This window comes from Halarchaeum sp. P4, assembly GCF_051195175.1.
Classification (GTDB): Archaea; Halobacteriota; Halobacteria; order Halobacteriales; family Halobacteriaceae; genus Halarchaeum.
On record NZ_JBNTKC010000002.1, the window covers coordinates 101,976 to 128,499 of the forward strand.

Annotated in this window: 34 protein-coding genes; 22 read left to right on the plus strand and 12 right to left on the minus strand. The window is 63.4% G+C overall.

Annotation, left to right across the window (positions count from 1 at the left end; genetic code table 11):
- Window positions 1-45: 45 nt before the first annotated feature.
- Window positions 46-249 carry a hypothetical protein gene (locus ACQUS8_RS08515; protein WP_435099536.1) on the plus strand — a complete coding sequence of 68 codons (204 nt, stop codon included), beginning with the start codon at window positions 46-48 and terminating at the stop codon, window positions 247-249.
- Here ACQUS8_RS08515 and ACQUS8_RS08520 read toward each other — a convergent pair.
- The 5 genes from ACQUS8_RS08520 to ACQUS8_RS08540 are packed head-to-tail and all read right to left on the minus strand — an operon-like array spanning window position 236 to window position 3,009.
- On the minus strand, window positions 236-367 hold the full coding sequence (locus ACQUS8_RS08520; RefSeq protein ID WP_435099539.1) for a hypothetical protein: 132 nt from the start codon (window positions 365-367) through the stop codon (window positions 236-238). The genes ACQUS8_RS08515 and ACQUS8_RS08520 overlap by 14 nt on opposite strands.
- Window positions 364-612, minus strand: a complete 249-nt coding sequence (locus ACQUS8_RS08525; RefSeq protein ID WP_435099542.1) for a hypothetical protein — start codon at window positions 610-612, stop codon at window positions 364-366. Before ACQUS8_RS08525 ends, ACQUS8_RS08520 begins: the two co-directional genes overlap by 4 nt.
- The gene (locus ACQUS8_RS08530) at window positions 609-959 is read right to left on the minus strand and encodes a hypothetical protein (protein WP_435099545.1); all 351 of its coding nucleotides are present in this window, start codon (window positions 957-959) and stop codon (window positions 609-611) included. The genes ACQUS8_RS08525 and ACQUS8_RS08530 overlap by 4 nt, the downstream gene beginning before the upstream one ends.
- Window positions 956-1,135 (minus strand): hypothetical protein, encoded by a 180-nt coding sequence (locus ACQUS8_RS08535; RefSeq protein ID WP_435099548.1) that lies wholly within the window; start codon window positions 1,133-1,135, stop codon window positions 956-958. The genes ACQUS8_RS08530 and ACQUS8_RS08535 overlap by 4 nt, the downstream gene beginning before the upstream one ends.
- On the minus strand, window positions 1,135-3,009 hold the full coding sequence (locus ACQUS8_RS08540) for a hypothetical protein (RefSeq protein ID WP_435099550.1): 1,875 nt from the start codon (window positions 3,007-3,009) through the stop codon (window positions 1,135-1,137). The genes ACQUS8_RS08535 and ACQUS8_RS08540 overlap by 1 nt, the downstream gene beginning before the upstream one ends.
- Window positions 3,010-3,314: 305 nt before the next feature.
- On the opposite strand from ACQUS8_RS08540, the gene ACQUS8_RS08545 reads away from it, so the two are divergent.
- Window positions 3,315-3,590, plus strand: coding sequence for an ArsR family transcriptional regulator (locus tag ACQUS8_RS08545; RefSeq protein ID WP_435099553.1), 276 nt, complete (start codon window positions 3,315-3,317; stop codon window positions 3,588-3,590).
- Between the two features lie 3 nt (window positions 3,591-3,593).
- On the opposite strand, the gene ACQUS8_RS08550 is transcribed toward ACQUS8_RS08545, so the two are convergent.
- The 5 genes from ACQUS8_RS08550 to ACQUS8_RS08570 all read right to left on the minus strand — a co-directional run bounded on the left by ACQUS8_RS08550 (window position 3,594) and on the right by ACQUS8_RS08570 (window position 8,016).
- Entirely contained in the window at window positions 3,594-3,833 is a 240-nt protein-coding gene (locus ACQUS8_RS08550) for a hypothetical protein (RefSeq protein ID WP_435099556.1), read from the minus strand.
- 151 nt (window positions 3,834-3,984) lie between these two features.
- Window positions 3,985-5,577: a hypothetical protein gene (locus tag ACQUS8_RS08555; protein ID WP_435099559.1), complete on the minus strand. Its 1,593-nt coding sequence runs from the start codon at window positions 5,575-5,577 to the stop codon at window positions 3,985-3,987.
- Between the two features lie 57 nt (window positions 5,578-5,634).
- A complete protein-coding gene (locus tag ACQUS8_RS08560; RefSeq protein WP_435099562.1) occupies window positions 5,635-6,366 on the minus strand; it encodes a hypothetical protein in 732 nt (243 codons plus the stop codon).
- Window positions 6,363-7,364, minus strand: coding sequence for a Cdc6/Cdc18 family protein (locus ACQUS8_RS08565; protein WP_435099565.1), 1,002 nt, complete (start codon window positions 7,362-7,364; stop codon window positions 6,363-6,365). The genes ACQUS8_RS08560 and ACQUS8_RS08565 overlap by 4 nt, the downstream gene beginning before the upstream one ends.
- Before the next feature lie 85 nt (window positions 7,365-7,449).
- Entirely contained in the window at window positions 7,450-8,016 is a 567-nt protein-coding gene (locus ACQUS8_RS08570; protein WP_435099568.1) for a hypothetical protein, read from the minus strand.
- A gap of 190 nt (window positions 8,017-8,206) precedes the next feature.
- On the opposite strand from ACQUS8_RS08570, the gene ACQUS8_RS08575 reads away from it, so the two are divergent.
- Complete coding sequence (locus ACQUS8_RS08575; RefSeq protein WP_435099571.1) at window positions 8,207-8,830, plus strand: tyrosine-type recombinase/integrase; 624 nt, start codon at window positions 8,207-8,209, stop codon at window positions 8,828-8,830.
- A 332-nt stretch (window positions 8,831-9,162) separates the two neighbouring features.
- Here ACQUS8_RS08575 and ACQUS8_RS08580 read toward each other — a convergent pair whose 3' ends face one another.
- Window positions 9,163-9,435, minus strand: coding sequence for a hypothetical protein (locus ACQUS8_RS08580; protein ID WP_435099574.1), 273 nt, complete (start codon window positions 9,433-9,435; stop codon window positions 9,163-9,165).
- Window positions 9,436-9,638: 203 nt separating this feature from the next.
- Here ACQUS8_RS08580 and ACQUS8_RS08585 point away from each other — a divergent pair, with 203 nt between their 5' ends.
- The 4 genes from ACQUS8_RS08585 to ACQUS8_RS08600 all read left to right on the plus strand — a co-directional run bounded on the left by ACQUS8_RS08585 (window position 9,639) and on the right by ACQUS8_RS08600 (window position 12,521).
- Window positions 9,639-9,914 carry a hypothetical protein gene (locus ACQUS8_RS08585; protein ID WP_435099577.1) on the plus strand — a complete coding sequence of 92 codons (276 nt, stop codon included), beginning with the start codon at window positions 9,639-9,641 and terminating at the stop codon, window positions 9,912-9,914.
- A gap of 64 nt (window positions 9,915-9,978) precedes the next feature.
- Complete coding sequence (locus ACQUS8_RS08590) at window positions 9,979-10,275, plus strand: twin-arginine translocation signal domain-containing protein (protein ID WP_435099580.1); 297 nt, start codon at window positions 9,979-9,981, stop codon at window positions 10,273-10,275.
- Window positions 10,276-10,452 (plus strand): hypothetical protein, encoded by a 177-nt coding sequence (locus ACQUS8_RS08595; protein ID WP_435099583.1) that lies wholly within the window; start codon window positions 10,276-10,278, stop codon window positions 10,450-10,452. It abuts the gene before it with no gap.
- Complete coding sequence (locus ACQUS8_RS08600) at window positions 10,449-12,521, plus strand: right-handed parallel beta-helix repeat-containing protein (RefSeq protein WP_435099587.1); 2,073 nt, start codon at window positions 10,449-10,451, stop codon at window positions 12,519-12,521. Before ACQUS8_RS08595 ends, ACQUS8_RS08600 begins: the two co-directional genes overlap by 4 nt.
- A 9-nt stretch (window positions 12,522-12,530) precedes the next feature.
- Here ACQUS8_RS08600 and ACQUS8_RS08605 read toward each other — a convergent pair whose 3' ends face one another.
- Window positions 12,531-13,238: a hypothetical protein gene (locus ACQUS8_RS08605; protein WP_435099592.1), complete on the minus strand. Its 708-nt coding sequence runs from the start codon at window positions 13,236-13,238 to the stop codon at window positions 12,531-12,533.
- A 551-nt stretch (window positions 13,239-13,789) separates the two neighbouring features.
- Between ACQUS8_RS08605 and ACQUS8_RS08610 the strand changes: the two genes are divergently transcribed.
- From ACQUS8_RS08610 to ACQUS8_RS08680, 15 genes are all read left to right on the plus strand, one after another.
- Window positions 13,790-14,203, plus strand: coding sequence for a hypothetical protein (locus ACQUS8_RS08610; protein WP_435099595.1), 414 nt, complete (start codon window positions 13,790-13,792; stop codon window positions 14,201-14,203).
- Between the two features lie 169 nt (window positions 14,204-14,372).
- Window positions 14,373-15,836, plus strand: coding sequence for a hypothetical protein (locus ACQUS8_RS08615; RefSeq protein ID WP_435099598.1), 1,464 nt, complete (start codon window positions 14,373-14,375; stop codon window positions 15,834-15,836).
- 24 nt (window positions 15,837-15,860) lie between these two features.
- Window positions 15,861-16,268 (plus strand): hypothetical protein, encoded by a 408-nt coding sequence (locus tag ACQUS8_RS08620; RefSeq protein ID WP_435099601.1) that lies wholly within the window; start codon window positions 15,861-15,863, stop codon window positions 16,266-16,268.
- A 34-nt stretch (window positions 16,269-16,302) separates the two neighbouring features.
- Complete coding sequence (locus ACQUS8_RS08625; RefSeq protein WP_435099603.1) at window positions 16,303-16,638, plus strand: hypothetical protein; 336 nt, start codon at window positions 16,303-16,305, stop codon at window positions 16,636-16,638.
- 2 nt (window positions 16,639-16,640) lie between these two features.
- Window positions 16,641-17,078 (plus strand): hypothetical protein, encoded by a 438-nt coding sequence (locus ACQUS8_RS08630; protein ID WP_435099606.1) that lies wholly within the window; start codon window positions 16,641-16,643, stop codon window positions 17,076-17,078.
- A 3-nt stretch (window positions 17,079-17,081) separates the two neighbouring features.
- Entirely contained in the window at window positions 17,082-17,378 is a 297-nt protein-coding gene (locus ACQUS8_RS08635) for a hypothetical protein (RefSeq protein ID WP_435099609.1), read from the plus strand.
- Between the two features lie 61 nt (window positions 17,379-17,439).
- A complete protein-coding gene (locus ACQUS8_RS08640; protein ID WP_435099612.1) occupies window positions 17,440-17,868 on the plus strand; it encodes a hypothetical protein in 429 nt (142 codons plus the stop codon).
- Complete coding sequence (locus tag ACQUS8_RS08645) at window positions 17,865-18,116, plus strand: hypothetical protein (protein ID WP_435099615.1); 252 nt, start codon at window positions 17,865-17,867, stop codon at window positions 18,114-18,116. The genes ACQUS8_RS08640 and ACQUS8_RS08645 overlap by 4 nt, the downstream gene beginning before the upstream one ends.
- Window positions 18,117-20,207 (plus strand): hypothetical protein, encoded by a 2,091-nt coding sequence (locus ACQUS8_RS08650; RefSeq protein ID WP_435099618.1) that lies wholly within the window; start codon window positions 18,117-18,119, stop codon window positions 20,205-20,207.
- 2 nt (window positions 20,208-20,209) lie between these two features.
- Window positions 20,210-21,025: a hypothetical protein gene (locus ACQUS8_RS08655; protein ID WP_435099621.1), complete on the plus strand. Its 816-nt coding sequence runs from the start codon at window positions 20,210-20,212 to the stop codon at window positions 21,023-21,025.
- A 3-nt stretch (window positions 21,026-21,028) separates the two neighbouring features.
- Window positions 21,029-22,333 carry a hypothetical protein gene (locus ACQUS8_RS08660; RefSeq protein ID WP_435099624.1) on the plus strand — a complete coding sequence of 435 codons (1,305 nt, stop codon included), beginning with the start codon at window positions 21,029-21,031 and terminating at the stop codon, window positions 22,331-22,333.
- Window positions 22,334-22,507: 174 nt separating this feature from the next.
- Window positions 22,508-25,354 (plus strand): hypothetical protein, encoded by a 2,847-nt coding sequence (locus ACQUS8_RS08665; protein ID WP_435099627.1) that lies wholly within the window; start codon window positions 22,508-22,510, stop codon window positions 25,352-25,354.
- Window positions 25,354-25,641 carry a hypothetical protein gene (locus ACQUS8_RS08670; RefSeq protein WP_435099630.1) on the plus strand — a complete coding sequence of 96 codons (288 nt, stop codon included), beginning with the start codon at window positions 25,354-25,356 and terminating at the stop codon, window positions 25,639-25,641. The genes ACQUS8_RS08665 and ACQUS8_RS08670 overlap by 1 nt, the downstream gene beginning before the upstream one ends.
- 34 nt (window positions 25,642-25,675) lie before the next feature.
- Complete coding sequence (locus tag ACQUS8_RS08675) at window positions 25,676-25,885, plus strand: hypothetical protein (protein WP_435099633.1); 210 nt, start codon at window positions 25,676-25,678, stop codon at window positions 25,883-25,885.
- A complete protein-coding gene (locus ACQUS8_RS08680; RefSeq protein ID WP_435099643.1) occupies window positions 25,886-26,284 on the plus strand; it encodes a helix-hairpin-helix domain-containing protein in 399 nt (132 codons plus the stop codon).
- The last annotated feature ends 240 nt before the right edge of the window (window positions 26,285-26,524 follow it).

Below are 26,524 nucleotides of genomic sequence, written 5' to 3' on the forward strand. Positions count from 1 at the left end.
GTGGTGTTGGGAAGGGTTGAACTGCTGGCGGTCGAAAGGCGGTACATGAGCGACGACGAGGCGGAAGTCCACGGAACGCGGAAGGCTCGCGAGACGAGTTCTGGGTCGGTCGACGTCCGCATCCCGAAGGAGGCGATGGAGCGCGCCGGCATCGAGACGGACGGACAGGTGCTCGTCGCCTCAACGGACGACGGCGTGGTCATCCGGCCGTGGGGCGAGGACGATATTCGCGACCTCATGGGCGAGTAGTCTCCTCGCGAGCGCGGTCACGGAGTGCGGCGTCGACTTTCTCGACGGTCTCGACGACAGTCTGCTCGAGGCGGGCGCGTTGCTCGTCGGTGAGGTCCTCCAGGTCGAGCGTGGTCATGCCTGGCCTCCGAAGTCGTCGGGGTCAGCGTCCATCAGGCGTGCAGCGAGCGTTTCGGAGTTCGGGCCGCCGTCGCTGCGGCGGGGACGCCAGTCGGCTTCGTCGACGTGCGTGAGGCACTGCCGGCAGTACCAGCGTGTGCCGTCGTCCGTCTGGCGCTTGCTGAGGGTCGCGCGCTCACAGTGCGGGCACGCTGGCACCTTGCCCTCGCGGGAGAGTTGGATGCGGTCCGCGCGCGGCTTCATCGCTCCACCTCGCTGGTCAGGTCGAGGTCCACGACGACGTTCCCGGGCGCGTAGCGGAGCGTGCCGACCGAGGGCGCGGACTCGTCGCGGTCTTCCTCCGCGGTGAGTGTGTCGAGGCCGGCGACGTCCTCGCGGACGCGCGCCTCGATCCACTTCGTCGTCGAGTCGTGGTCGGTCTGCTCGGGGATGCCGAGCGCCTCGACCGTCGGGTAGTTCACGTCGAACGTGACGAAGACGCCCGTCTCGCTCACGCCCGCGTCGATGTTCGGGGAGTGGTGTGCGTAGATGCGCGACGTCTCGAGGTCCACCGCGTCGAACGGCGAGCCCGACTCGGCGTCGGTGCTCACGCCGACTCACCTCCGTCGGGGTTCGCGTTATCCGAACTCGCGCGGTTCTCGTGGCCGTCGATAGGGAAGCCCCGGCAGCCTCCATTCTGGTGTTCGTCCCACTCGTCCCAGCCGGCGATTGCCTCCCAGCACGCCGTGCAGTAGATCCACGGACGTTCAGGGCTGACCGAGGACATCAGACTGGCACCTCCTCACCGTCGATTTCGATACGGCGTGGGCAGAGCGCGTACCACCACTCGTCCGAGACGGTGACGTAGAGAATCGAGTCCTGCGCGAACTCGAGGTCCACGCTCCAGGAGGTTGGAAGCTCTTCGACGATGTCGCGAAGGAACTCCGCGCCATAGGCCGCGCGGCCGGTTCCGGAGACTTCGCGGACGTGCGTCTCGGGGACTGTCCAGCGGTTATCAAGGCCGTTCTGGATGAGGCGGCCAGCGCCGAACTCGCCGTCTTCGGCGACCAAGACGAGTGGGTTTCCGGTTGAGGCGTTGTGCGCGACTCCGTTGACGATGCCGACGAGGCGGCCGGTGTCCACGCTCGTCACGCAGATCTCGCGCGGCGCGTCCGGAATCTCCGGGTCGTGCCACTCCAGTGCGTCGCGGTCAAGCTCGGGGACGTGCATCGGCTCGTCGCCCATCGTCGCCCAGAGTGAGTCGTCCGTGTGTGAGTACGTCAGGTCGACCGTGTCGTGGCGGCCGGCAATTGTGCTGACTGCCTCGCGGAACGCGTTGAGTTCGACCTCGTAGGTCGTGGGTTCGACGACGTCTGCCTCCAGGTCGTCAGGGACGGGAATGTCGATGTGAATCAGTACGGAGTGAGAGAGGTCGCTTGTCGTGAACGAGACGCCGTCAGCGCTCAGGTGGAGGGTCGCGGTATCGACGAGTCGCGCAGCGGCGTCGAGTCGGTTCAGCAGCTTGCCGGCGCTCACCGGGATGACTGACCGGTCGGACACACCACCATCGTGCTCGGCGAGCGTCGAATCCTCGCCGCCGTCAATGATCGGCTTCCCGTGGAGGACACGCTGGGTGGCGGACTGCACGTCTTCCGCGACGCCGGGGCCGGCGGGAGTACCGCACTCTGCGCACGTCGAGGGTTCGCCGGCTTCGTGGTTCCAGTGTCGCGTGCCGCACTCGGGACACGCGGGAATCTCGACGTCGGAGCGCGATTCGAGCGCGCGCCAGACTTCGATGTGGCGGTCCCACTCGGGAATCTCCGTCTCGGGAATCGTCGGGTCGCCCGGGTAGATCACGTCGAGGAGGTCATTGTAGTGCTCGCGGAGTTCGCCGACGCTCATCTCGTCGAGAGCCGGCCACTCGTCCTCGCCGCCGTCGGTGACGAGGTCTTCGTCGTCGGCCATCGCGAGTTGTTCGGCATTCCGACGCGCGTGCGTAGTGGCGTCGGGCCGCTCGTCGTCGCGGAGGGCGGCCGTCGAGAAGCCGCGTTGGTTCACGTCTTCTTGGACGTGGTTCGCGGGGTCGGCGAGCAGGTCGAGTTTCTCGCGCCACTCGGTGTGGTCGTTGAGGTCGTGGTGGGCGAGGCAGTTCCCGCACGGCCGGAGGTCGCGCTCGAGAAGGTCGGTCGGCGTCGTCTCGATGGTCTCGGTCGTGTACGAGCCACAGGGCGCGCCGGGCGCGTGGTAGCACTCGCCCGACGAGTCCGCACTCGGCACCGCGACCTCGACGACGTCCTCGCCGCCGTCCGTCCGGACTGCGACGTCCTTCCAGCGCTCCATGCGCTTCAGGCACGTCTCGCACGTCACCGCCGGCACGTAGCTCTCACCGTCGTCGACGTGGCGCTCTTTGCGACCGTCGCGAGGAACGTACGAATCCTTCTCGCAGAGGAAGGAGTCAGCAGTTCGCGAGAGGCGTCCGGCGCTGAACGCCTCCTTGACGTGCAGGTGGACGACCGTGTCTGATGCGTGGCCTGTTCCGGCGCTCCCGCGGAGAAGGCCCGAGCGCCGAACCTTGATGCAGGTGTCGTACTCGAACGGAATCTCGTAGCGCGACCAGAACCGTTCCGCGCGGTCACTCGGAGAGCTGCCGCCGTCGGTCATTAATCGCGTCGATGCGCTGCCGTCTGCGGGGTATTCAAGAACCCCTGAGTCGTTGTCGTACATGGCTTTCGCAGTCTGGTTGCGAAGGCCCACGCGGACCCGCTGTCCCAAGCAGCGGGGTCCGCATCGTTTTCGAGAGGGACCCATCGAGGAGCGACGGGTCCGCGAAGAGCCTTCGTTAACGACAGAACTGTCTCCCGGGTACTTAGTCTTTGGCAACAGTTTTGTCTTTCTACAAGTCGATTTTGTCTCTACAACTTGGGCTATGAAAATAGTAATGTGAGCCTCTGAAGACTGAATAAACGATGCAACCACAGCTTGCTTCGTGGATGACTCCAGTTGACCGAGACATCCTCGAGCAGCTGAAGAACGACGATTGTGGGGAACTCGTTCTGACCCCGAGAGTGATCTCTGCGAATCTCGACTGGGGGCGGCAGACGGTTCGAGACCATCTGATGGCTCTCCGCTCACACGGTCTCGTAGAGTATTACGACGAGGACGCTGCTCTCCACCAACTCTCCGATAAGGGGCGGGCGTGGCTTCGTGGCGACCTTCCCACGGACGACCTCGAGGACGAGTAGCCGTCACAGGTCCACCTCGTCGAATCCGATTTCTCGCAGGAAGCGCGGCATCCAGCTGGGCGCGGCGGCCGTCGAGCGCGCCTCGAGGAGGCGTGCGGTCTCGATGTCGACGGCGAAGACCCAGCGCTCGCCGTCGCAGGTGACGACGACGAACTCGTCGTGGAGCGCAGCGCGAACACGCGCCCCCCACGGCAGGTGTTCGGTGACGGTTCTGGTCGGTGGTCCATGCGCAGCGTCGGACATGGACGAATCGAGACAGGGGATGGATAAGGCGCTACAGCGGCGCGTGCCGGAAGCAGAATCAGACGTCCAAGACGCGCGAATACGCACGCGAGAGGCGCGCTACTCCATGCCGGAAGTGTATGCCAGAAGCGTGCCGGAAAGGAATCGAGGGTTACGTCGAGACGGTGACGGTGTCGGTGATGACTGTCTCGCCGCCGTTCTTCAGCCGGATAGTCACCTCGTGGCTCCCGCTGGAGACGACGATGCCATCGGTGAACGAGACTGTCTCCATCGCGCTCGACCCGCCCGCGACGGAGCGAGCAGAGTAGAGTGAGGAGGAGCGCGTCGTACCGCCCATCTCGATCTCGATGGAGTCGTAGGTGATGGGGAGATTCCCGTCGTTCTGCACGTTGAAGCTCAGGGACGAGAGTTCCGAGCCGTCGCCGTTCGCCTGACTGAAGAACGTCGCGTCGGCGTTCGTGATGGAGCCGGAGACGTCCGAGAAGGTGGCCGAGGCGGTCTTCTCGCTCGTGCCAGTCGCTCCGGGCGTGCTGACCGAGACAGTGACGTCAACTTCGCCGCCGGACGTGACCGTATAGAGGGGGCCGTATCCGGATGCGAGGCCGTTACCGTAGGAGAATGTCGTGGTCGTACCGCCGTCGATACGGTAGGTCGGCGTGCCGATCTCCTCGCCGCCGACGGTGACTGTCGCGGTGAAGTCACTCGTCACGTCTCCCTTGTTCGTCGCGGTGAACTCGAGACTCTGGAGCTTGCCGCCCTGCCAGTCGGGAGACACCGATTGCAGCGTGACGTCCGCGCCCGCAACGGAGTGCGAGAGCGACGTCGTCGTGAAGCCAGCAGAGGAGTTCACGACGAGCGAGAGGTTCACGTTGCCGCCGGAGGATGCCTGGTAGATATAGCCGAGCGCGGAGATATCGTATCGCACCGTCTCACCAGCCGGGACACGGGTCCCGAATCCGGCAGACGCAAGCGACTGCTCACCTCGATAGACGGCGGCGCTCGCCGTCGTGCCCATGTCGCCCGTGTTCCGCACGGTCGCAGTCACGCGAGTGAGGGTGTCACCGTTCCACTTCGAGGTCGTGTTCACGACCTTCAGGTTCGGGCCTTCGAAGGACTTCGTGAACGTCCCTGTCAGCGTCCCGTTCGACGTCCGGAGCGCCACCGTCCCGCGGACGTCGCCGGGCTTCTCGATGACGAGCGCGTTGTATGGCGCCCCGATCGTAATCGTCTCGGTCGTGTTCGCCGAGACCCACTGGTAGACCGAGCCGTTGATCGACGCGTCGCGCGCCGACACGGTGCCGTTCGAGACGCGGAACGGGAGGTCGCCCGTGTTCTCTACCGTCACAGAGACGCCGTGGAGGACGCTGCCGGACCAGTTCGCGCTCACGTCGCGGACGTGCGCGTTTGGCCCGCTGAATGTGACCTTCTTCGTCGTCACAGTCTCGCCACCCTGCTGCACGATGAGCTTGTAGGTCCCGGGTTGTGGGTCGCCCATCAGGAGTGCGCTCGAGCTCTGGTTCGGCTCGATGGTGTCTTCGGTCACGACTTCGCCGTCAGGCCGCTGGAGCATCACCTTCGAGTAGTCGCCGACGGAGTAGTTGAACTCGATTGCTGGTCCGTACTCGGTCAGTTGTGTCTGCGCGTTCGAGACTGACGGGCCGGAGTCGAGGACACCGCTGCAACCAGCCGTCAGTATCATCGCGCCGACGAGTGCCGCGAGTAAGAGCGTCCGTCTTCGTACCATATTCTTGAATGGAATATCGGGCACTTGTACCTACGGGAACAGGTTGTGGAGAGTTATCTATCGATACCGCCTGTAGAGAGCAACTGGTGCGTAGAGGGCTGAGATGACGACGGCATACATAGCGAGTGACCGGATAACTGCAATTACGAGTGCAGCTATATTGGCTGCCACCAGCAGAGGGGTAGACAGAGACAATTCCCAGACAGTAGTCATCTGGAAGGAAGATACAAATTGTGTGTAAAGAGCCTCCGTGATGAGGAGAATAGCGCAGGAACTGACAAGAAGAACAGCAGCCCTAGAAAGCTCATCGTCCGGAATAAATGAGGAAGTGGTTCGGAGGACGCGGAACGAGATCACATAGGTGAGGAACACCGCTGCGACCAAGAGAATCATAAAGAAGGCCGGCTCTCGCTCAAGGAGAAGTGACGTAAGAGAACCCATGAGCATAGCGGACAGGAAGGAGAACACCACTAATAATCCGTTCTCAACACGGATATGGGTACGATACAATGCTGGCCATCCACCGAGTTTCTCTGCAAGTTTCGAATATATTAGTAGGTACATGAGCAATGAAAGCCCGAACGACGAAACAAACCCGACACTCCTCATAAGGCTAAAATCGGGTGTCGTTCCAGTCTTAGACTGGGAGATATACACCGCAAGGGCAGCAAAGACCCCCATAATTGCGAATAGCTCAGAGTAGTCGCCCACGAAGTAGGCGAGATCGAACTGGCCATCTTCCTCGCTACTACGATACACATCGTCGAGTGACTCCCCGTCTCGACTCATCGTCCACCTGCATAGAACGTCTTCCCACGGCCCTGTCCGCTCGATTCGACGAGGCCGTAGCGTTCCAGGGCGCGAAGGTACTTGCGTCGCGTCCGGCTGGCGATCGGGTCGGTGCGTTGCTCCTTGTATCGGGCGCGGAGGTCGGATGCCGAGATTGTGCCGGCCTGTGTGACGAGCTCGTAGAGGAGCCGTTTTTCCGTGGAGAGTGAGGTGACGCGCTGGTCGTGGATGACGTCGCGCGCCTCTCCAGCAACGCTATCGACGACGTCGCGTGTGATGTAGCGTCGCTCGCTCGACTCGACGGCACGAGCGGCGCGTCGCAGGAGGGTGATGGCGTAGCGGGCGTCGCCGGTCGCGAGGTCCGCGATGTGCTCGAGGACCTCATCCTGAATCATGCCTGGTCGGAGGCCGGCTTTCACGCGCGAGCGCAGAATGTCGACCATCTCGTTGTGGCTGTACGGGCGGAGTTCGACGCGCACGGTACCACGTAGGCGACTTTGGAGGCGGCCGTCGAGGCTGGCGAAGAAGTCGTTTTCGTCGACGGTGATCAGGAGGAGTGTGACGTTCGGGATTTCGTAGAGGGCGGTGAGCGTGTCGTGGTCAGCGAGGACGTCGACCTCGTCGAGGACAGCGATGAACTGCCGGTCAAGGTCGCGAAGCCGATTCAGGAACGTCGAAGGCGATGTTCCCTCCTGTCGGAGGTCGAGGCCCAGCCCGGCGTCGCGCAGGAGACGATGGAGAACGGCGGACTTCCCGGAGTCCGAGATGCAGTTGACGTACCCCCACGCGATGTCGGCCTGGCGGTGGAGTTGTCGCAGGACGAATTTCGCGATGGTCGTCTTCCCGGCGCCGCTCGGCCCGAAGACGAACAGGTCCTCACCGGGATGGTCGTTGAGTAGTGGCTCCAGTGAGGCCGTCATTTGGTTGATTTGGCCTTCCCGGTGGTGCAGGTCGCGGGGGACGTAGGCCTCCTCCAGCGCCCGGAGGTTAGTAATCATACAACTTCCGAGTAGGTGTGGGGATATGAAAGCTCGCAGAACGGAGTGAAAGTAATCTGGAAAAGACGTAGACGCAGTGAGTTAGCTATCCGAGGAAGTTTTCAATAACTCCCGAAACGCCGCGATGGTCGAGGAGGCAGGTGACCTCGTACGGGCTACCCCAGCCAAGTTCGGCACGAGCATTACAGCGCTCAAAAGCTGAAAGACCATCATCCGATCCGGTATCCGCAGAACCGTTTCCAGATGATTTGACGACAACGTGTTGCGTCGCGCTCGATTGATATTCTTGACCGCCATCTTGGTACGTCGCGACGATAGTGAGGTTTTTCTCACCAGGGTCGAGGTCAGTAAACAGACTGACCGACTCATTACCGTCTGTCCACGACAGCATGGTACTCTGGTTAGATCGGGCTTCTCCGTTGACGAGAAGCTGAACCTGAACTTCGTGCTTGTTGCCGTGGAATGCCTCTCCTGCGTTGAGGTCAGCGGTTACTTTCGTCGGTTCTTCCTCTCCCGGTTCACCAGGAGCATCAATTTGTACTGCCAGACCGGCCCCACCAGCAGCGACGGAAGGCGCGCTAAGCAACAGGAGGGCGGTAGCAATCAAGACCGCAATCATCTTTCGAGCCATCAACGGACAGATAGTGAGCATACACTTCTAAAAAGGCAGCGTCCAACCGAACGTGCTATAACATACCAATGTATGCAGGGACAGTCTGTCTGCGCGTGACCGCGTGTGGAGTGACGTATCTCGAGATTGCTCCCGCACTCTGAATGTTCGACTCTACGAATGGAAGCGAACATTCAAGCCGTATCCCTCCGACGTTCTTTATATACTGGTCATGCCTTCGACAACCACGTCTGCAAACTCGAACATTCGGAAGTGCTGGGTGAAGCCCGAGCAGGTCGAGGCGATGCGCGACGCCGCGCACGAGGGACACCACGGACCGCGCGACGACGCGATCGTGACGCTCCTCTACGACACCGGCCTCCGGCGCGCCGAGCTCGCGCAGGTGAACCGGGATATGGTGGACCTCGACGACGAGCAGCTCCGCATCCCGGCGAGCATCCAGAAGGACTACCCGAACGACAACACGCCGAGCGCCGCGACCTTCGCGCTCGACCCGAGCGGCGAGCTTCGAACTGTCCGCACGCTCCGGATGTTCCTCCAGGCCCGCGACGACGACAGCCCGGCGCTATTTCCGTCGCGAAAATCTGACCGGCTCACCGGGAAGGCAATCAACGACGTCGTGAAGCGGCTCGCCGCACGCGCCGATATTCGTCCGCACTCCTACGAAGGTCGTGGCGAGCCCGACGACGTGACGGCGCACACGCTCCGGCATAGCGTCGCATGGCGGATGCTCCGCGTTGAGGAAGGGAACACGCTGTACGACGTCCGGAATCGACTCCGACACGCGACGATTCTCACGACTGAGCGCGAGTACGACCATTTCGAGACAATCTGACTCAGTCTCCACCCGAAACGTGCGGGTCGAGTACGAGGGGCCGTCGGTAGACGTCGAGTTCGAGTAGCTACAGCGACGCGACGGCCACACCACCACATTCCCCACAGGTTCTAACCGGCAGTTGGGTGCTCTCTGACACCCAGACCTCGTCACACTGCTGGCACCGGTATCGGGTCGTGTCTGGGAGGGAGCGAGTGGAGTGGTTGAGGCCGCGCCGAAGAAGAACGTCGTACGCTTCGGAGAGCGTCACATCGTGGTTCTCTTGATACTCCTTGATTCGTCCATGCGTGCCCCACGGGATATCGACGTTTGGCCTCACGAGTAGAAGCGTCTCAGTCGAGGGCGAGGTTGACGCGGCGGTCGTCGTCGAGGAGGAGTTGCATCGCGGCGCGCTGGACGACTTCGGACTCGAGGAGATCGGGGACATCGCCTTCGCCGTCGACGTCGACGAGTCGGACGAGGAACTGGCCGCGGCCGAGCCGGTCGACGACGCAGTTCTGCTCGAAATCGTCCTCGAAGTCGTCGTCGATGACGCCGTCGCGTCGAAGGTCGTCTTTTGGGAGGGTGACCTGCCCGCTCGCGTTGTGCACTTGGAGCGTCTGCATAGCCGATATATCGGCGTGGAGCTAGTAAAGCGTTCCTCGTGCGCACGTCGTGTACACACGGTATGAGTCTGGTGTACGTTCTGCGGGGGTGTATGGGGTTCTGAGGCGAGGGTGTAGGCGTCTGCCGCGACGGCGGCGAGAAAGATGAGAGACGCCACCCCCTCTTGGACGACGACGGACGAGCAGCGACGGCGAGGTGCAGCATGATCGACGTGGTCTTCGACGTCGTGACCTGGGTGGTGTCGTTCGCCCTCGAGCACCCGAAGGCCGCGGCAGCCGCCATAGTGCTCCTCATCGGAACTTGGACGGTGAGGTCGCAGGTGGCGGCTGTCGCGACGCGCGACACTGCGATGACGGTTCGGATCCTGTCCGTTGTCGCGGTCGCGGCTGGAGGGTTCGCCGCCGGGCGGTGGTTCGGCGCGACGTATGGAACCCCCCAGCAGATCGCTCAGAATCTGTTGGCGATGGTTCCGGTGTGACAATGCATGAACCGAGACACCACAGTATCGACGGGCGTATCGACGAACGAACGGGAGGCTGGTGATGGCGGAGAAGATTTCGCGGCGCGAGTTCCTCGGCGTCGCGGGCGTCGGCGGCGGGTCGTTTCTTGCGGGCTGGCTGACGTCGGATGGGGCGGATGGCGAGCAGGGCGCGATGCTACCAGCCGCGCGTGGGGGAGGTGACCGCGACGTGGCAGAGCGACTCGGCGAGTTCGAGTTCTGGCGTGCAGCTGATACAGAGGACTACGGGAGCATCGAGATCGACGACTATCCCGCGCTGATCCTCGTCGAGGACGGCGAGTACGAGGGCATCCGAATCCACAAAGAAGGTGAGAACTAAATGGTGAACCCAGAGAACGGCAAGTCGCTATCGGGCCGGCCGCAAATCGAAGAGACGCTCAAGGAGGGGGTTCCAGAGGTACAGACAGAGGATCTAAATAGCATCCTGTTTGCGGAGCATTACCCGGGCCAATCCGGCTCTGAAAAAATCAACGCGGCTACGGGAGACCTCAAATGAAGATTCCTGGGCCCAGGACTCTATCCCGAGACGAACAGCGTCGCTACCTCAAGAAGCGTGACGTTGACCCCGACCAGTTCCTCGGCGGGCGCGACGCACAAGACACGGTCGCAGAACTCTCCCGCGACGATGTCGCTGACCAGCTCCCGGAGGACGTCTCCATCGACGAGGTCGAATCCAATCTGCCCCGTGGTATCGACTCTATCGAGGACCTCTCGGAGGCCGACCTCAACGACGTTGAGGCGGAGTACCGAGAGTACATCGAAGCCGCACGACCGCGGCCAGAACCCCAATCACTCACGCTTATCCAGCGTTGGACGTGGGCCACTATCGGGACGTTCTACACGGCCGCCATCTGGTTGTTCGGCCTCGAAACAGTGAATGTCGGATACGTCGCTCACAGTCCGTGGGCGCACGTCCTGCGGGTTACCGGCGACACTCGTGGCACTCGCGCCATCAACTGGGCATCGCGACAGATCAATCCAGGTGGGAAGGTCTACCTCCCCGCGCAGGGGCCGGACACGAACAACGTGTGGCTCCTCGACAGCTGGATAACTGTCGACCGTGACAACGTCACATTCGAGGGGGACGGCTTCAACAGAACCCTTCTGAGAGTCGCCGACGGTGCTAATGTCGGCGGATTCAACGTCGGACCGAACGGAACCGTTCGCCGCAACATCACCATCCGCGACATCGGATACGACGGGAATCACACTAACCAAGACCAGTCCGTGACCGACCTGGACGGAGTGAAAATCAGCAACGGCGAGCGGGTCACTGTCGAAGAGAGCTTCTTCACGGGGACTAGCCCTCATCACGAACACTCAACAGGGGGAGCAGGCATCTCTGTGAGAGGGTCGTCAGACTACAACACGGTCCGCAACTGCTGGTTCGACGACAACGGGGACCGCGGAGTCGAAGTGTTCAGCGGGGATGCCTCTGTCGTCGGCTGCTTCTTCCTCTCCGGATTCGACCGGGCCATCAACTTCCAGACGAATAACGGGAGTCACGTCATCGCGACCGCGAACGTCGCGATGGACAATTCCCAGGGGTCGATTATCGGGGTCCAACACAACGGGACCACGAGCAAAACCACACTCACCGCGAACATCGGACTCGGTGACCACCGGACGCTAATCCATATCAAAGATGGAGTCAATGGGAGCGGCCCGTCCGGAATCATTGCGGTCGCGAACATCGGGAAGACGAGTTCGAGCACGACGAGCGGCATCCACATGGACACGCAGGCGACCGATGTTACCGTCGTGGCCTGTCTTCTCGACGGCTACGCGGACCGCGGCCTCCGGATTCGTGGAACTGGGTTCACTATCGGCTATTGCATCGTGAAAAATGTCGGCTTGGAGGGAATCAAAACGACGGGATCGGATGGGACGATATCCGCGTGCCGGCTGGTGAATACCGGGACAGATAGCGGCTCCAACTCGGACGGGATTTGGTCGCAGTCCGCGGACACGACGATCGAAAACTGCCTCATCGACGGTGCGGACGCTCAGGGGATAAAAACCACCGCACCCGGGTGTGCAGTGTCTAACAACCGCATCAAGAACCCGAATGCCCGGGGGCTCCTGCTCCGCGGAAACGACACAACGGCGAGAGGAAACATCATCTCGATGGCGAGTTACCGGCCGGTCGAGGTGAACGCGTCCGACTGCATCGTAACGGGAACGCTCGTGATGAGCAAAGACACGGGGTCGGCCTCGTTCTATGAGGGCGACGGATGCGATAACAACCTGTTCGTCGCAAACAAGGCGCCGACGGACGAGAGCGTCTGGCGGATTGTGGGACCGAACACGCGAGTCCTATCGAACTTCAACGAGTTCGACGTGCACCGCGGACTGGCGCCGTCGTCGGGGTCGGTGACGGTCTCGTTTGCGAAGCCCTACGCGGCCAAGCCGTTGCTCGATGTGGTCGTCGAGTCGGAAGCGAACTGGAGCGTGAGCTACGGCACGGACGCGAACGGGAATTATACGAGCGCGACGCTCTCGTTCGTCGACAATAGTGGGGCCGCTGTCAATCCCACGACCCACGTCGCGGCTGGGGGTGCTTGAACCTCAAATCTACTTATCGAGATACGACGGTACAGACTCCCAAAACTGGTATCCGGGTGAGTCCCAATGGTCTGGCTGATATCCGCCCGGACGATAGTATAGCGCGTGTGGCGCTGCCTCATCAACACCCCCTGCATCACCATCCAAACGTGACGACAGAAGGGCACCGATACCGAGTTCAGCATCTGGGCGACGGTCCTTTGCGAACCGCCAGAGAGCCCGTACCGCTGTCTCGCTAGCTCCAAACTCCCGTTCAGGAATTTGACCGGCAGAAACTGCTCGCTGTCGACCTTCACTCGTTCCGGTTCGGAGAACGTCCTTCTCACCTTCAGCTTGGAACAGGCGTCCGAATGGAGAGTTTCCTGTTGCGAGTAGGAACGCGTCGATCTCCCGCTCCTTTCCGTCTACACGATATTCGGTCTCATCTGCTGCCACTGTTTCCCAATAGCCGACAAGCTGGGGTAGTGCATCGTGAATCGTCGCGCTCTCATCGCCAACTTTCACCTCAAGTGCGTACGTCTGGAACTGACCTTCAACGAGGAGGTCAGGGCGGGCACGTCTCCCGGGGTCGAAAGTCTGATAGCCATAAGATGGGCGTTGATCCCAGTAGACCTTCGCGCCGTGGTCTGCGAGCCAGCGGGACAGTTTTAGCCGGACCTCGTCTTCCGGTTCTGGGTCATCCCCGCTCCCGCCACCGAAATCCCGTAAGTCGACCATACAGAATTCGTCGGTTTCTTCCCCTATCAAACTGCGCACGGCCCTAACTGGTGTAGAACAAGCCGCTGTTGTGGCTACTTCTCGTGGTGCGCACGTCGTGTACACACGGTATGAGTTTGGTGTACGTTCTGCGGGGGTGTTTGAGGGTCTGAGTCGAGGGTGTAGGCGTCCGCCGCGACGGCGGCGGAGTGCCAATCATGGCGACACGAACCCCACGGCCGTCCCGTCGGGACGGCTCGCACTCGTTTTCGGAGGCATCGCTTAGCGACCGGTCTATCGCGACGGTGGTCGAGGTGCGCGACGTCGCGCGGCTCAACGATGACGTGAGCGCGCTCGTCGGAGGTGCGGCGTGATGGACGCGCTCGATGAGGCGTTCCGACTCCAGGAGCGACTGGAGGCGGTGGCGCGTGATCGTCGCGAGGCCGAGCTTCGGGCAGGTGAGTATCGATGAAGTCGCCGCAGCATCAGCGGGCGGGCTGCATCAGTCAGCACGGGTCGCTGAAGGGGCGGCTGAAGGCCGTGTCGAAGCGTCTCGCGGGGAGGTTCTCGCGATGACGGACGACGAGTCTGGTGAGGTCGCTGTCCAGCAGAACGGACAGGAGACGGCGATCGACGCGCCTGGCCTCGAGGGCCAGATCCATGTCGACCTCGACGGTGAGCATCCTACGCTCCACATTCCGTCGAAGGTCTCGGTCGGCTACTGGGACGACGATGACGTCGACGATGAGGCTGTCGCGGCTGACGGTGGCACGACGACTCGTCGGGAGATCGAGATGCGGGGTTTCGGTCTCCAGGAGGAGCACGCGAACATAGGGCTCTTCTTGGCCGTCGTTCTGCTCGCGGCGTCGGGCGCGTTTCTCGGGAGCCCGGTGGCGTCGTCGGGTCTCGCCGGCCTTGCGATGTTGGCCGGCGGCGTGTTCGTCGGCTACGTCTCGGTCCGCTCGCGCTGGAGTGATCCGGCGTGACGTGGTCGCCTCGTGGGCTCTTCGTGACGCCGGAGTTCGCGGCGTACGTTGAGGCACTCCGCGACACCTGTCCCGGTGACGAACAGGCGCTCGCTGCGGCGCGCAGCGGTGAACTACGCTCTTACACAGCATGAAACTCGGAAAGTCACGCTTTACGACGGCATTCCTGATGGCATTGATGGTCGTCTCGGTGTTCGCTGGCGCAGCGGCTGCGGCCGGCGACACGACGGTTGACGACCCGGACAAGATCAACAGCAGTGCGACGGCGGTCGCGACGGCACAGATTCCGGTGGAGGTGACGAAGGACGTCCATCGGGTGGGCGACTGGTCGGCGATCGAGTACGAGAGTGACAGCGGGACGCTGTCGTCGCTGAATGCGTCGGTGAACGAGTCGGCGAAGAATCCGGTGACGCTCCTTGCGACGGACATCAACTTCTCGGACGCGGGCGCGTTCCCGCACGGTGACAGTAACGCGAGTGCGCTTGACGCGAGCGAGTGGACGACGTCGGGTCTGACGGTCTCCGAGACGTCGACGGCGTCCGGTGTGGACGCGCTCGGTGTCGCGACGAACGGCTCGATGGCGTCCGGGAACACGGCGTCTGCGAGCTACACGATGTCCGTGGATTCGGACGAGAACAAGCGCTACGTCCAGATCTTCGCGGACGTGTCGACGCTCGACTCGGCGACGCACGCGACGGTGCGTGTCGTCGACCAGGACGGCGACTACAAGCGACTCATCATCGACGCGGATAACTCGACGAACGCGGCCAGCGTGCTCGCGAACAGCACGGGCGAGGGCTTCGTCAGCCAGCGCCAGCTCGGGAAGCTCACGACGCAGACGGTCTCCGGCAGTGACGGGACGTTCGACAACATCCGTTCCGTCGAAGTCCACGTCCAAGACGGTGACCTCGATGCGGCGTTCTCGGTGATCAACATCGAGAAGATGTCGAAGTACGTGCTCGGTGAGCAGAAGGCCGACACGGACAACGACGGGACGAAGGACGAGACGCGGACGGTCTATGAGCCGGCTGGTGCGTACGGCGTCACGTCCTTCGACACGCTCGGTGGCGCGTTCTCGGATGCGGTCGTGCACAACGCGGATATCGCGATGAACTTCTCGACGGCGGACCTCTCGAAGGAGACGGACGCGCACGTGGAGTTCACGACGGCGTCGGGCTGGCCGGACTTCAAGTGGATGGCTGACGTCTACTACCGGCTCGAGCTTCCGGCGGCCTACGACCTCTCTTACAGCAACGCGGAGCTGACGAGTGAGGTGACGCTCCCGGCATCGCGCTACCAGACCGTCGAGGTCGCGGAGGGCGTCGGTGACACGGACTTCAAGGACATCTCCTCGTGGACGGACGTGACGAGCAAGTTCGACAGCCGCGGTGAGACGGTCACGCTGGACTCGACGATTCAGTCTGGGCAGGCGATCGGGCTGCACTTCGAGTACCCGGTGACGGACACCGAGAAGGGGAACTTCGTGCAGACTGGTGGCGCTGTCGGTCAGTTCGCGTCGTCTGCGAGTGGCTGGACGGTCTTCGGCTACGACCTCACCTCGCTCCCGGTCATCGGCTCTCTGATTAGCCTCGTCGGCGTCGTGCTCGGAGGCAAATTGGCTCTGAACCGGTGATCTCCGATGGCTGCAACGAGCCCGATGACGTTACTCGAGAAGGCGCGCGGTCAGTCACTCACCACCCTCGCAAAGCAGGGTGTGGGCGGCTGGATGCTCGCCGTCTCGGTATCATTCATCCGCGGGACGAAGGCGGTGACGGACCTGCTGCTGTTCCCGGTCATCGCGATTAGCAACATCGGTGACGCGGTCATCGACGCGATGATCCTGAAGCCGCTCACCATCGTCATCTCCGGCTCTGAAGCGACGGCGGCATCGGTCGCACAGTTCGAGTTATTCGGACTCCCGCTGGGGACCGCGATTTTGCTGTTCACGTTCGCGATAATCGCGTGGTACCTCCGGCGGCCGAGTACGAGCGACTTCCTCCCAGGAACGTTCTGGGACAGTCCGTTCACGGGCGTCCAGGAGGAGGATCCCGGAGGCGAGCAATAGCGATGCGTCGAGCGCGAGCCCGGAGGTGGCAATGATGGCCCTCGCGGACCAGTTCCTCACCGCCGAGAATCGAGTTAAGTGGCGCGCGCTCGGTGCAGCAGCAACCGGGGGTACAGTCTACGCGACATTCGTCGCGTGGATTGAGGGGACGCTGTCGGTCCTCTCGCTGCCCTCGATGGTCGTCACGGGGATTCTCGACGGCACGACCGGCCAGCTCGGACGGTTCCTGTCGTGGGTGCGGGACGCGGCGGACACTCTCTGGAGCGGCCAAGTAGTCGACCTCGGCCTGTTCCAGCTTCCGTTCAACGTCCTGCTCCTGCTCGTCCTGTTCTCGACCGTCGCATTTGCCGTTAAGATGTGGAGGTCGTAACGATGGCGAAGGCAGTCCCATCGTGGGTCTGGCGGCCCGCGTCGAAGATTCGCGGCGTCATCTTCCGCCCGATTGTGCAGGGCATCCTCGGGTTCGTCTCGACGATTATCGGCGGTATCCTCATGTTCGGGCGCGGCTCCTCGCCGGGTCTCGACATGGGGCCGACCGCCGTCTGGGGCGTCGAGGACGTCTTCCTGTATATCGGGACGAGCATCGTCAACCTCGCGGTTTGGGCAGTGACATCGGTCGTCGACGCGCTGCTCGGCGTGAACGCTGCGCTCCTGCCGGTCGATCCGGGGCCGCTGACCGGTCTCGTGCTCTACGTGATGGTCGCCATCGAGATCGGCCTCATCGTGGAGGGGCTCCTACGGCTGGCTCCGGCATTACTGAGCGCGATTCCCGGTCTCTCGGGCGTCAAGACGCTGCTGTTCGGAGGATAAGACATGATGAACAAACTCCGCGAGGCGGTCCGGCATCCGTACGCGGCGGCGACGAGCGCGTTCGCCATCTTTGGTGCGCTGCTCCATCCCGCCGCTGCGGAAGCGTTCCTGTGGGCGCTTCTCGGGAATGCGGGACATATCTTCACGGCGGCGACGATTGGCGGCTTCACGATGCCGCGCGTGTTTCCGTCGCTGGCGTTCGTGAAGCCGTTCCTCATCCCCGTGATCGCGATCTCCGGGGTCGCCTACGCCGCTCGTCTCGCGTACACGGTCTACCAAGACATGAACAAGGAGCTATGACTGAACACACGACGCACGCGCAGTACTACGCGCGTACCGGCGGTTTAGGAGGTGTATCGACGTGAGCCCGCTCGGTCAGGTGCTCGCGGACAACTGGCCGTGGCTGCTCGGCGCACTACTGACGGCGATGCTCGCCTACTGGTGGTGGGACGAACGTGAAGACGCCGAGTCGGCTGGCGAGACAGTCGACGGCATCACGGACCGGATGGAGTCCGTGACGGGCGGTGCTCTCTCGGGCTTCCGTGCGCTCGTCGTCGGGCTCGTGGGGATCGGCGGGACGGTCGCGATCGAGTTCATGCATCTCGCGAGCGACCTGAACGGCCTGCTCGGCGGCGTGCCGTTCCTCGTCGGATACCTGCTCTACGGGCTGTTGTCGTGGGCGGGTATTGAGTTCGGTCTCGCGACGGACACGCTCGGGTTCGCGTTCCTGCTCATCCTCGTCATCGCGTTGATGGTGTGGTATGGGAACCGGGAGGCTGATTCGGCATGATCGAGCGACTCGGAGAACGGCTCGGCGTCGCTGGCGACGTCATGGAGGTCGTTGCTCATCTCGGTCTTGGCCTCGTGCACGGGTCGTTCGCCGTCCTCGCAGTCCTGGCGTTCGGGCTGTCGATAGAGGCACTCCCTCTCGTCGCACTGTTCGGCGGGACGGCGGTCATCCTGCTCGACGACGCGTGGGGTCACTACACGGGTCGCTTCGTGGGTGACGACGACGCCCTCGAGGAGGTGACCGCGTAGATGCGCGGACGTTCGGGCCTGATGCTGGCTGTGCTGCTCGTCGCGAGCCTCGCGTCCGCGGGTGTCGTCGCGGCAGGGCCAACGACCACGACCTCGCCGACGACTACGACGACGGCAAGTGCGCCCGATGACGGGCCTTCGAAGGCCGACGTCTTCGAAATCGTGGAGCAGGGCTCGGACGTCACACGGGCGCAGGCCGAGACGGTCTACGAGTGGGTCCGCAGTAACGACCTCTCGAACCTCTCGACTGAGCGCTCGAAGCAGTTGTATCGCTGGGTGCTTCAGCGTGCGGCCGAGGAGCGTGTGCCATCGGACGTCGTCACGCAGACGACGGCGCAGCTGGACGCGCAGACGGCTGAGCAGATCGCCCGCGACGTCACCGAGACTCTGCCGGTGAAGACCGCGAATCGCGTGCTCGCGGCGGCAGAGGAGTCGGGCGCGTCGTGGACGGCGTCGGTGAAGGACTCGATTCAGTCCGTCTCTGAGACGGACGACGAATCGTCGTCACAGTCGGCGGCGAGCCCGACAGCGACGTCGGGCGAGTGGACGTATGAGGGCCTTGCGCGGGCCGGGAAGCGCTACGAGGACGCACCATCCTCGATGCGCTGGCTGGGGCGCTACGGAAGCATCACGGTCCGGCATACGCCGGTGGGTATCGCCTCTGGGTGGAAGTACCTCAAGCCGGGGACGACCATCCACAGCAACCAGCTGACGCTGCGGTCGGTCCGGCTCGCGCCCGAGGACGAACTTGATGCGACGATGAACGTCACGGTCGTCACGTGGCAGAAGGGACAGGAGTCGGTCCAGCGTGGTAACGCGACGGCGACGCGACCGGTCGCGAAGAACGTCTCGGCGGTCACGAAACAGGTCGAACTCGGGCGTGGGTACGACACGGCCAACGTCTCGCTCCCGCAGAACTACGGCGAGGCCGTGCAGGTGACGATGCTCCTCGAGGGCTACGATGGTGCGCGCTGGAGGTTTGCGCACAAGTCGGTGAAGTCCTCGCAGAGCGTCCCGTTCGCGCCGACGTGGGCGGGATTCTGGAAGTACGTGAGCGGCACGCTCCTGCTGCCGATTCTGGTGCTCGTTGGGGGTGTCGCGATGGCTGTCCCGGCGAGTATCCGGCGCACCGGCCGCGGGCCGAACATGGGCCTGTTGTTCTGGTTCATCGTGCTCTCGATCGGCGTCGGCCTCGTCGCGGGGGGCGCGTACGTCTGGACTACGAGTCTGCTCGCGAGCGCGCCGTGGGTGGTTGCATTCCTCATCGCGGCCGTCATCGGCATCATGATGCTCGAGACGATGGAGTCCGGCGTCGACCGGGTCGCGTTCGTGCGTCTGTTCACGGAGGAGAAGACGAATCCGCGCGGCGACCTCGCAGCGAAGGCGAATGGTGGCGAGTTCGAGATTGCGACCATCGCGAACACAGGCGACGGCGATGTCCTCGCCATCACGGACGGTATCCGGCCGTGGCTCGCTCGGCTCTGGGGTGGCGGTGCGAAGCTCCTCGGGCAGGAGAAGCTGCAGAACGAGTTCACGCTCTCCTCGCCGGAGTTGTCGTTGACGCGGTCGCCGGCCTCAAAGATGGTCTTCGTCGACGAGGACGTCGAGCAGATTATCGACTACGAGCCTGAGGAGTTAGAGTTCGACCTTCCGATCACGGACCACGACGACAATCTCGACTGGGCCGGTCTCACGTCCATCGGGTTCTACAGCGTTCTCGGTGGCGTCGTCGGCTACCTCGGGTTCGGCGCTATCGGGATGGCGTCTCCGGCGACGGGCATCGTGTCGGCGCTGCTCACCGTCGGCGTCGTGTTCACGCACGTTTCGCCGGGTCGCGCGGCGTTCGTCCCGGCGGTCGGGAACACGCAGGACGCGGTCGCGACGGCGATGTACTACGAGTCGGAGGTCGACAACTACGAGACGCTCGAGGATGCCATCACGGCGCTCATCGACGAGCGGAACACCGATGACGAACTCGTCTCGAAGCTCGAGGAGCTCGACGAGGAGAACCTCATCCGGTCGTCCGCTGAGCGCGACAACGCTCCTAGCGGCTACGTGACCGGCGGCCAGTCGGCCGCGGAGGGTGACTAACCGTGTCGAGTGACGTCGTTGGCTCGGTCCTGCCGGACTTCGAGCCGGAGGATGAGCACGACGAGGACCGCATCGAGACGTACCGGCCGGCGCTCGCGACGCTCCACCAGCAGCAGATGGAGACGCTCCGTGGATTCCTCCAGAATGGGGTGGAGACGCGTCGCGGTCTGCTGACGTGGCTCCTGCGGCTCCAGTATCGTACGCTGGGACGGCTTCCCGACTACTGGTACTTCAACATCGCGACGCGCCCGAGCGCCCTTGCAGTCGTCCTGACGGGTGACGAGCGCGGGCAGTACGGCGAGCGTGATGGAACCGACATCACGCTCAAGGAAGCGCGGTCGTTCCGGCGGCGGCTCGTTGCGCGCTATCTGCGGCCGGCGTGCCGAGACGCGTTCCGCGAATTACGGACGCGTGCCGTCGAGTACCTCGACGAGGACAACCCGGACCCGGAGAAGATGGCGGCGCTCGCGATGCGCCCAGCACTCGACGAACACTACCAGCGCCAAGAGGCGGCACTCGAGGACCTCCTCGATGGCTTCGAGTCCGTGGATGCGCTCGACGAGTGGCTCCACGATCTCGACCTCGCGACGTTCGGCGCCATCAAGGAGGTCGAGCCGGAGTTCGACTTCCTCCTCCTGGACGACGCGGTCGCACGGCGAGCGTGCCTACGCGATGAACCGCGCTACGTGCTCGCTCGCGAACGCATTGCTGCCCGGTATCTCCTGCCAGCGTTCAACGTCGCTGTTCGGACGCTCGCGGAGAAGGCCGGCGAGACGAATCTGGCGACCTCCGAGCACTCTGGAGGCGTCGAAGTCTAACTCATGAGCACGACTACAACACACAACGAGTTGACGCCCGAGGACGTCATCGCGGCCTTCGAGCCCGAGACGCGGACGCAGGAGTTCAAGGGCGTCACGTATGGCTACCGGGACGCTGACTCGATGCGGCGGACGCATGGGCTCAAGCCGTTCTGGAAACAACTCTACCAGTCTTCGGACGCGACGGCGATCGACCCGACAGCGGACGCAGTGAAGTTCCCGGGGGTCATCCCCGACTGCCTCATCCACCTGCGTCGCGACGAGCGCGAACTCCTGAAACAGGACGCGCCGGACCTCTCGGCCTACCCGAAGGAGCGGCGGCACGTGCTGCGCTGGCTCGCAGCGGACGAGCGTGCGCTCTCGAAGATGAGCATCGGCGGTACTGACTTCCTCGGGACGGGCCAGCCAGGGAGCGGTAAGAGTACACTCGCGTGTGACCTCACTCGAGAGATTCTCGAGATCAACCCGGAGGAGGCGGTCGTCTGGCGTGGAACGCCGTCGCGTGCGGAGTGGACGCCGCTCGCGCCGTGGGCGAAGCTCCTCCTGCCGAAGAGTCAGGAAGCGACGGTGAAGGTTTCGCCGCCACAGCACGGCTCCAAGTCCTTCGAGATGGCTCCCGAGGATATCGCTCGTGAGGTTGAGTACTACACGGGCATCTTCGACTTGTTCGAGCGCTTCGAGCCGGGGAAGCTCCACGTCGTCTACCCGGATCCGTACGGGAGCGGCGTGAGTGACCTGTTCGCTCAGTCGGCGCGCACGGACAACTTCCAGTGGATCAATCACGCGTCGATGGGCGACGACGAGTCCGACTACGACACGCCGACGCCGCTCTCGCACTGGTGGTTCGCGTTCGTCGTCGGGATGGTCGACCTCATGGGGCCAGAGTTCCTCTCGTTGATCCTCGACGAGGTCGGCGACCTCCTGCCGCAGGCCGCGCGGAGTGGCCCGAAGAACCACCACTGGTACGAGAAGGTCGAGACGTTCCGGGACGCGCTCGTGGACGCACGGAAGAACAACAAGTCCATCTACATGTTCGGTCACAACGAGGCCGACGTACACGACCTCGTGCGGCGGAAGCTCCGCTGGCGGATCACGATGCCGGGGTGGCCGAACCCGACGAAGGGCGACAAGGTGGTCGGCTTCAAGGACGCGCCGATGGAGGAGCAGCACACGAAGTACTTCAACGTCGGGAAGGGCCTGTGGTGGACGGCGCTCCACTACTCGAAGTTCAGCTGGAGCGACGTCCCGAAGCCGGTCGTCGCGAAGATCGCGATCGAGTTCGTGAACTCGGTCGGTGGTTCGGCATGATCAGGGTCGATCGGCCGAAATCGAGCCGTCATCTCGGCGAGCCGACACCAGACGCACGCGCGCGTTACGATTCGACTTACACAACCCCCCGGGGGCGGGGGCGCGCCTCCAATCGTGTTCGCGAGCGCCGCCAGCCACGCGCGGGTACTCGCGCCTCGAAGGAGGTGAGCGCTCATGCGTGAGCGCGGTCGCGCACTCGTGCTCGTCGCGCTCCTGCTCGTCTCCGCGGTCGGTGGCGTTGCGTCCGTCGCGAGCGCAGCCGAGTCGCCGCCGAGCGGAATGGTTTCGATTCCGGACGAGCAGATCAGCGAGGACGTGCCGAGTGGCGAGTCGATTCCTGTCTCAGCGTCTGCTTTCGAGGATGGGCGTGTGCTGTCGTCGGCGCACGCGTCGTCGATGTCGCTGACGCTGACGACGGCCGCGAACGCTGATGAAGTGATGGGCACGGACGCGGTGTCGCTCTCGGGCGACGAGATGGTGCTCGTCCTCTCCGACGACACGAATCACGAGGGGCGGCGCGTCGCGATCGAGGCGACGGCGCTCCGACAGGCACTCGGCTACCTCCCGCGCGTCGTCCAAGGAGTTCACGACGACGGCACGCGCTGGTCGCGGACGATTCGCTACGACGACGGCTTCGTCGTCTTCAGCGTGCCCGAGTTCAGTAGTAACGTCGTCTCGTTCGGCGGTGAGACGACTGTGTCCGGCCGTTTCCTCGATGGCTCGACGGCGAGCTACGACCTCGCGGATGCTGACTCGGTGTCGAACCTGTCCGTCAACGTGACTGGTGCTGTCGGGCACGAGCAGGACAGCGAGAGTGGGACGATTACCGGCGATGGCTCCTCGAGCCTCTCGATAGCCGGCAGTCTCGAACCACAGGGTCCGAGTGGAGCAACAGACCCGTCGCTCACGATAACGGGAGAGCGACGTGCAATCAACCACACCGAGGACCTTCATCAAACGGCGTCAAGGTCTCTCTCGGACCCGCCGTCTACGGTGGTAACGGTCAAATATCGGATTGAGAAGAGTGACGCTGGGTCGTACTCAGTTGCGCTTGAGAATGCATCCGGACACAACACGACGGTCGCATCCGGGTCGACGGACTACGCGGTCACTCTCACAGACACGAAGACGCTGAACGTCCAGACGGGTGGCTCACTCACACTCTACAGCGATATCCAGAGTGGGTACCTCGACTACATCAAAATCGTTGGGTCGACACCGAGAGATGTCTCTGCTAACATCGGCGGTTCAACGGTGTCTTTCGGTGACTTCGCTGAAGGAGAGACGAAGACGCGTAGCATCGATGTCCCGGCAGGCGCGTCGTCACTGGACCTCTCGACGCTCGATAACCAGTCGTCGCTCTCGTGGTCGCTAAGCTACGAGGAGCGCGTCCAGACCCACGCGCCGAGCGTGACAGTCAACGGGAACACGACCTCGACGTCGCAGACGTTGTCACCGGGCGAAACGGCAAGCCTGTCGACAGACACGTCGTGGATCCAATCGGGGACGAACACGATCGAGGTCGGCGTCGGAGACGGAACACTGTCGAGCGACGCGCCGACGCAGGCGGTTAACCTCTCGTTCCGACACGACTCGGCGAGCAGGCAGTCGGTGAACTACACCTCGTCGGCGTGGTCGGAGCGCTACAACGTCTCGACGCACTTCGCGAGCGCGAAGTCCGGGGCGACGTTTACGGTGCCGTTCGCGTCGCACGTCGTGGAAATCGGTGCCGTCGAGAAGCGTATCGGTGGTGGGTCGTGGATGCCGGTCTCCGACTCGGCGACGGCGTTCCATAATGGGACGCTGACTGTCGATATCGGTGATGTGCCGGCGGACACGACGGCGCGTGTCCGTGCGAACGGTGTGAAGGTCGGCGTTGATGGTGGCGAGATTCAGGTGACCGACCCGACGACGGAGAGTGAGGGCGCGCTCGATTCGAAGCTGAAGGTCACGAGCGTGAATCAGAGTCGCGACCTCGTGCTCAACGTCGGCGGTACGCTGTCCGGCGATAGAGTCCACTACGCGTACGAGGCGTCGTGGTCGGACTCTTCCGAGTATGCGCTCCAGTCATCGTCGAGCGGCCAGCATCTCGTGCTACCGAACGCCGTGGAGAACGGCACAGTCCGTGTCTCGACGATTCCGGTGAAGGCGTCGCCGCAGACGGGTGACGTTGCGGTGACAGTCGAGACTCCGCGGCAGTCAGAGCCCGTGTTCACGGTGTCCTCGGGTAACACGCCGTCTGATTCGGTCGACTTCACGTTCCTGAACGCGAAGGACGAGACGAAGTACATCCTGTGGTCGCAGACCTACGAGATGGTCCGCGACAGTGGGACGGCGAACTCGCCGCTGACGCTGACGGACGACGACTCTCGAGAGACGCTGGAGTTCCGCTTCGAAGACGGGACGAGCAGCTCCGACAGCGACGACAGTGGCAGTACGGTTCGGGTCATCGGTCAGTATGCACGCTCAACGGCGAGCAGCATGGGCGGCGTGAACTGGCTCGGGCTCGGCGTCCTGCTCATCGGCGGTATCGGTGTGCTCTACGTCGGCGGCCGGTTCGCCGGCTCCTCGAGCGGGTCGTCGTCCCGGACGGGCCGCGTGCTTCGCTCGGTCGCGGGCGGCGCGCAACTGGTCGCACGCAACCCGAAGGTCGTGGGCGCGTTGCTCGCACTCGGGCTCGTGGGCGCCCTCGTAACCGGTGTCATTCAGTTGCCGCCGGGGACGGGCGTCCTCCTGCTCGTGACGGCGATTCCGCTCGGGACGTTCTTCGTCCTCCGACGGACTGGGTCGTTCAGTCTGCCGGTCTTCGGCGTCGTCTCCGGGGCGGCGATTCTGCTCGGCCTCCAGCTGACGGGGAATCTCGTTTCGACGATTCTCTCGGCTGGGCCGGTGCAGAAGATGCTCCCGTTCCTCGGTATCGGCGTCATCTACGTCGCGTATCGTGCCGTGAAGGCGTACCGGCGAGGGAAAACGACGAACGTCGTCGTCGATGCAGTCCGGAGGCGTCGAGGTGGGCAGTAGTGCTCACCGACCTCCTGCACTGGCTCGGCGTGTCGGGCTCGATCGTGCTGGTTGGATCGGTCGCGCTGACGGTCTATCACGGCCGGCATCTGTTCCGGCTCGGTGCGCTGCTCGGGACGTGGCTCCGTTTCAGCGGCCTCCTCGCGATACTCGCGGCAGTCGCGTACTCGGGGCTGGTGCCCGGAATCGACCTCGACGTAGATTTTGGGACGCTCGGGTCGCTGGCGGGCACGGCATGGCACATCGCGAGACCGTGGCTCGGCCGTCTCGTTGAGGTGGTGCTCTGATGCTCGACGCCGTACACTACGACGAGGAGTCGCGATGACCGTGCGCTGGCTCGCCCTCTTCATCGTCGGCGTCGTGTTCGTGGCCCTCTTCTCGAGCGGCATCGGATCCGTGATACACGGCTCGCTTGGCGTCTACGGACCGTACGGGAATCGCGTGACGTGGGAGGCAGTTACGATGAATCCTGCTGGACTGGTCGTAGCGGCTGTCCTCGGTCTCGCTGTCGGCGCATGGAGGGGAGCGTGAATGGACGTCGAGCTTCTCGGGCTGCTGTTTCTCGGCCTGTGGATGGTGGCGGTGGTCGTGAGACGCTTCGAGGAGCAGTTTCCGGTTCGTGTGCGCGTCTGGCTCGGGGGCCTCGACTTAGAGGATCCGCGCACTGAGGAGGAAATCAAGCTGGCGTACGTCGAGGGCGAGATATCGATGGAGGAGATGGAGCGCCGCCTCTCCGTCGCAGTGAATCCGCGAGCGGACAAGCTACGGCGGACGGTCGAGACGGTTTCCGGCATCGGTCCGGATACTGCGTGGTCTATCGCGGAGCATTTCCACGACGAGGACGCGCTTCGCGAGGCGTCGCGTGAGGAGCTGGAGGACGTTCCGAACGTCGGCGAGCAGCGCTCGCAGGCGCTTCGGGAGCGGCTGTAGTCACGGCGGCGGTGCGGACCCTTTCTGCAAGTGTTTCAAGTGCTGCTGTGCTGTGGCGTGGCGGGTATTTTTTGCCCGTCTCTTTAGGGACACTTCCTAAGGGGGTGCCGACACGGTGTGTCGCAGCCCCGCGAGGGCCGCGACCTCGTCGAGCGTGCTCGACGTCGAAAGTGTCGCTTGTCCGAGTGTTTGGGCGCGCGCGAGCGAGAACTGCGCGAGCGCCCGAGACAGCCATAGGAG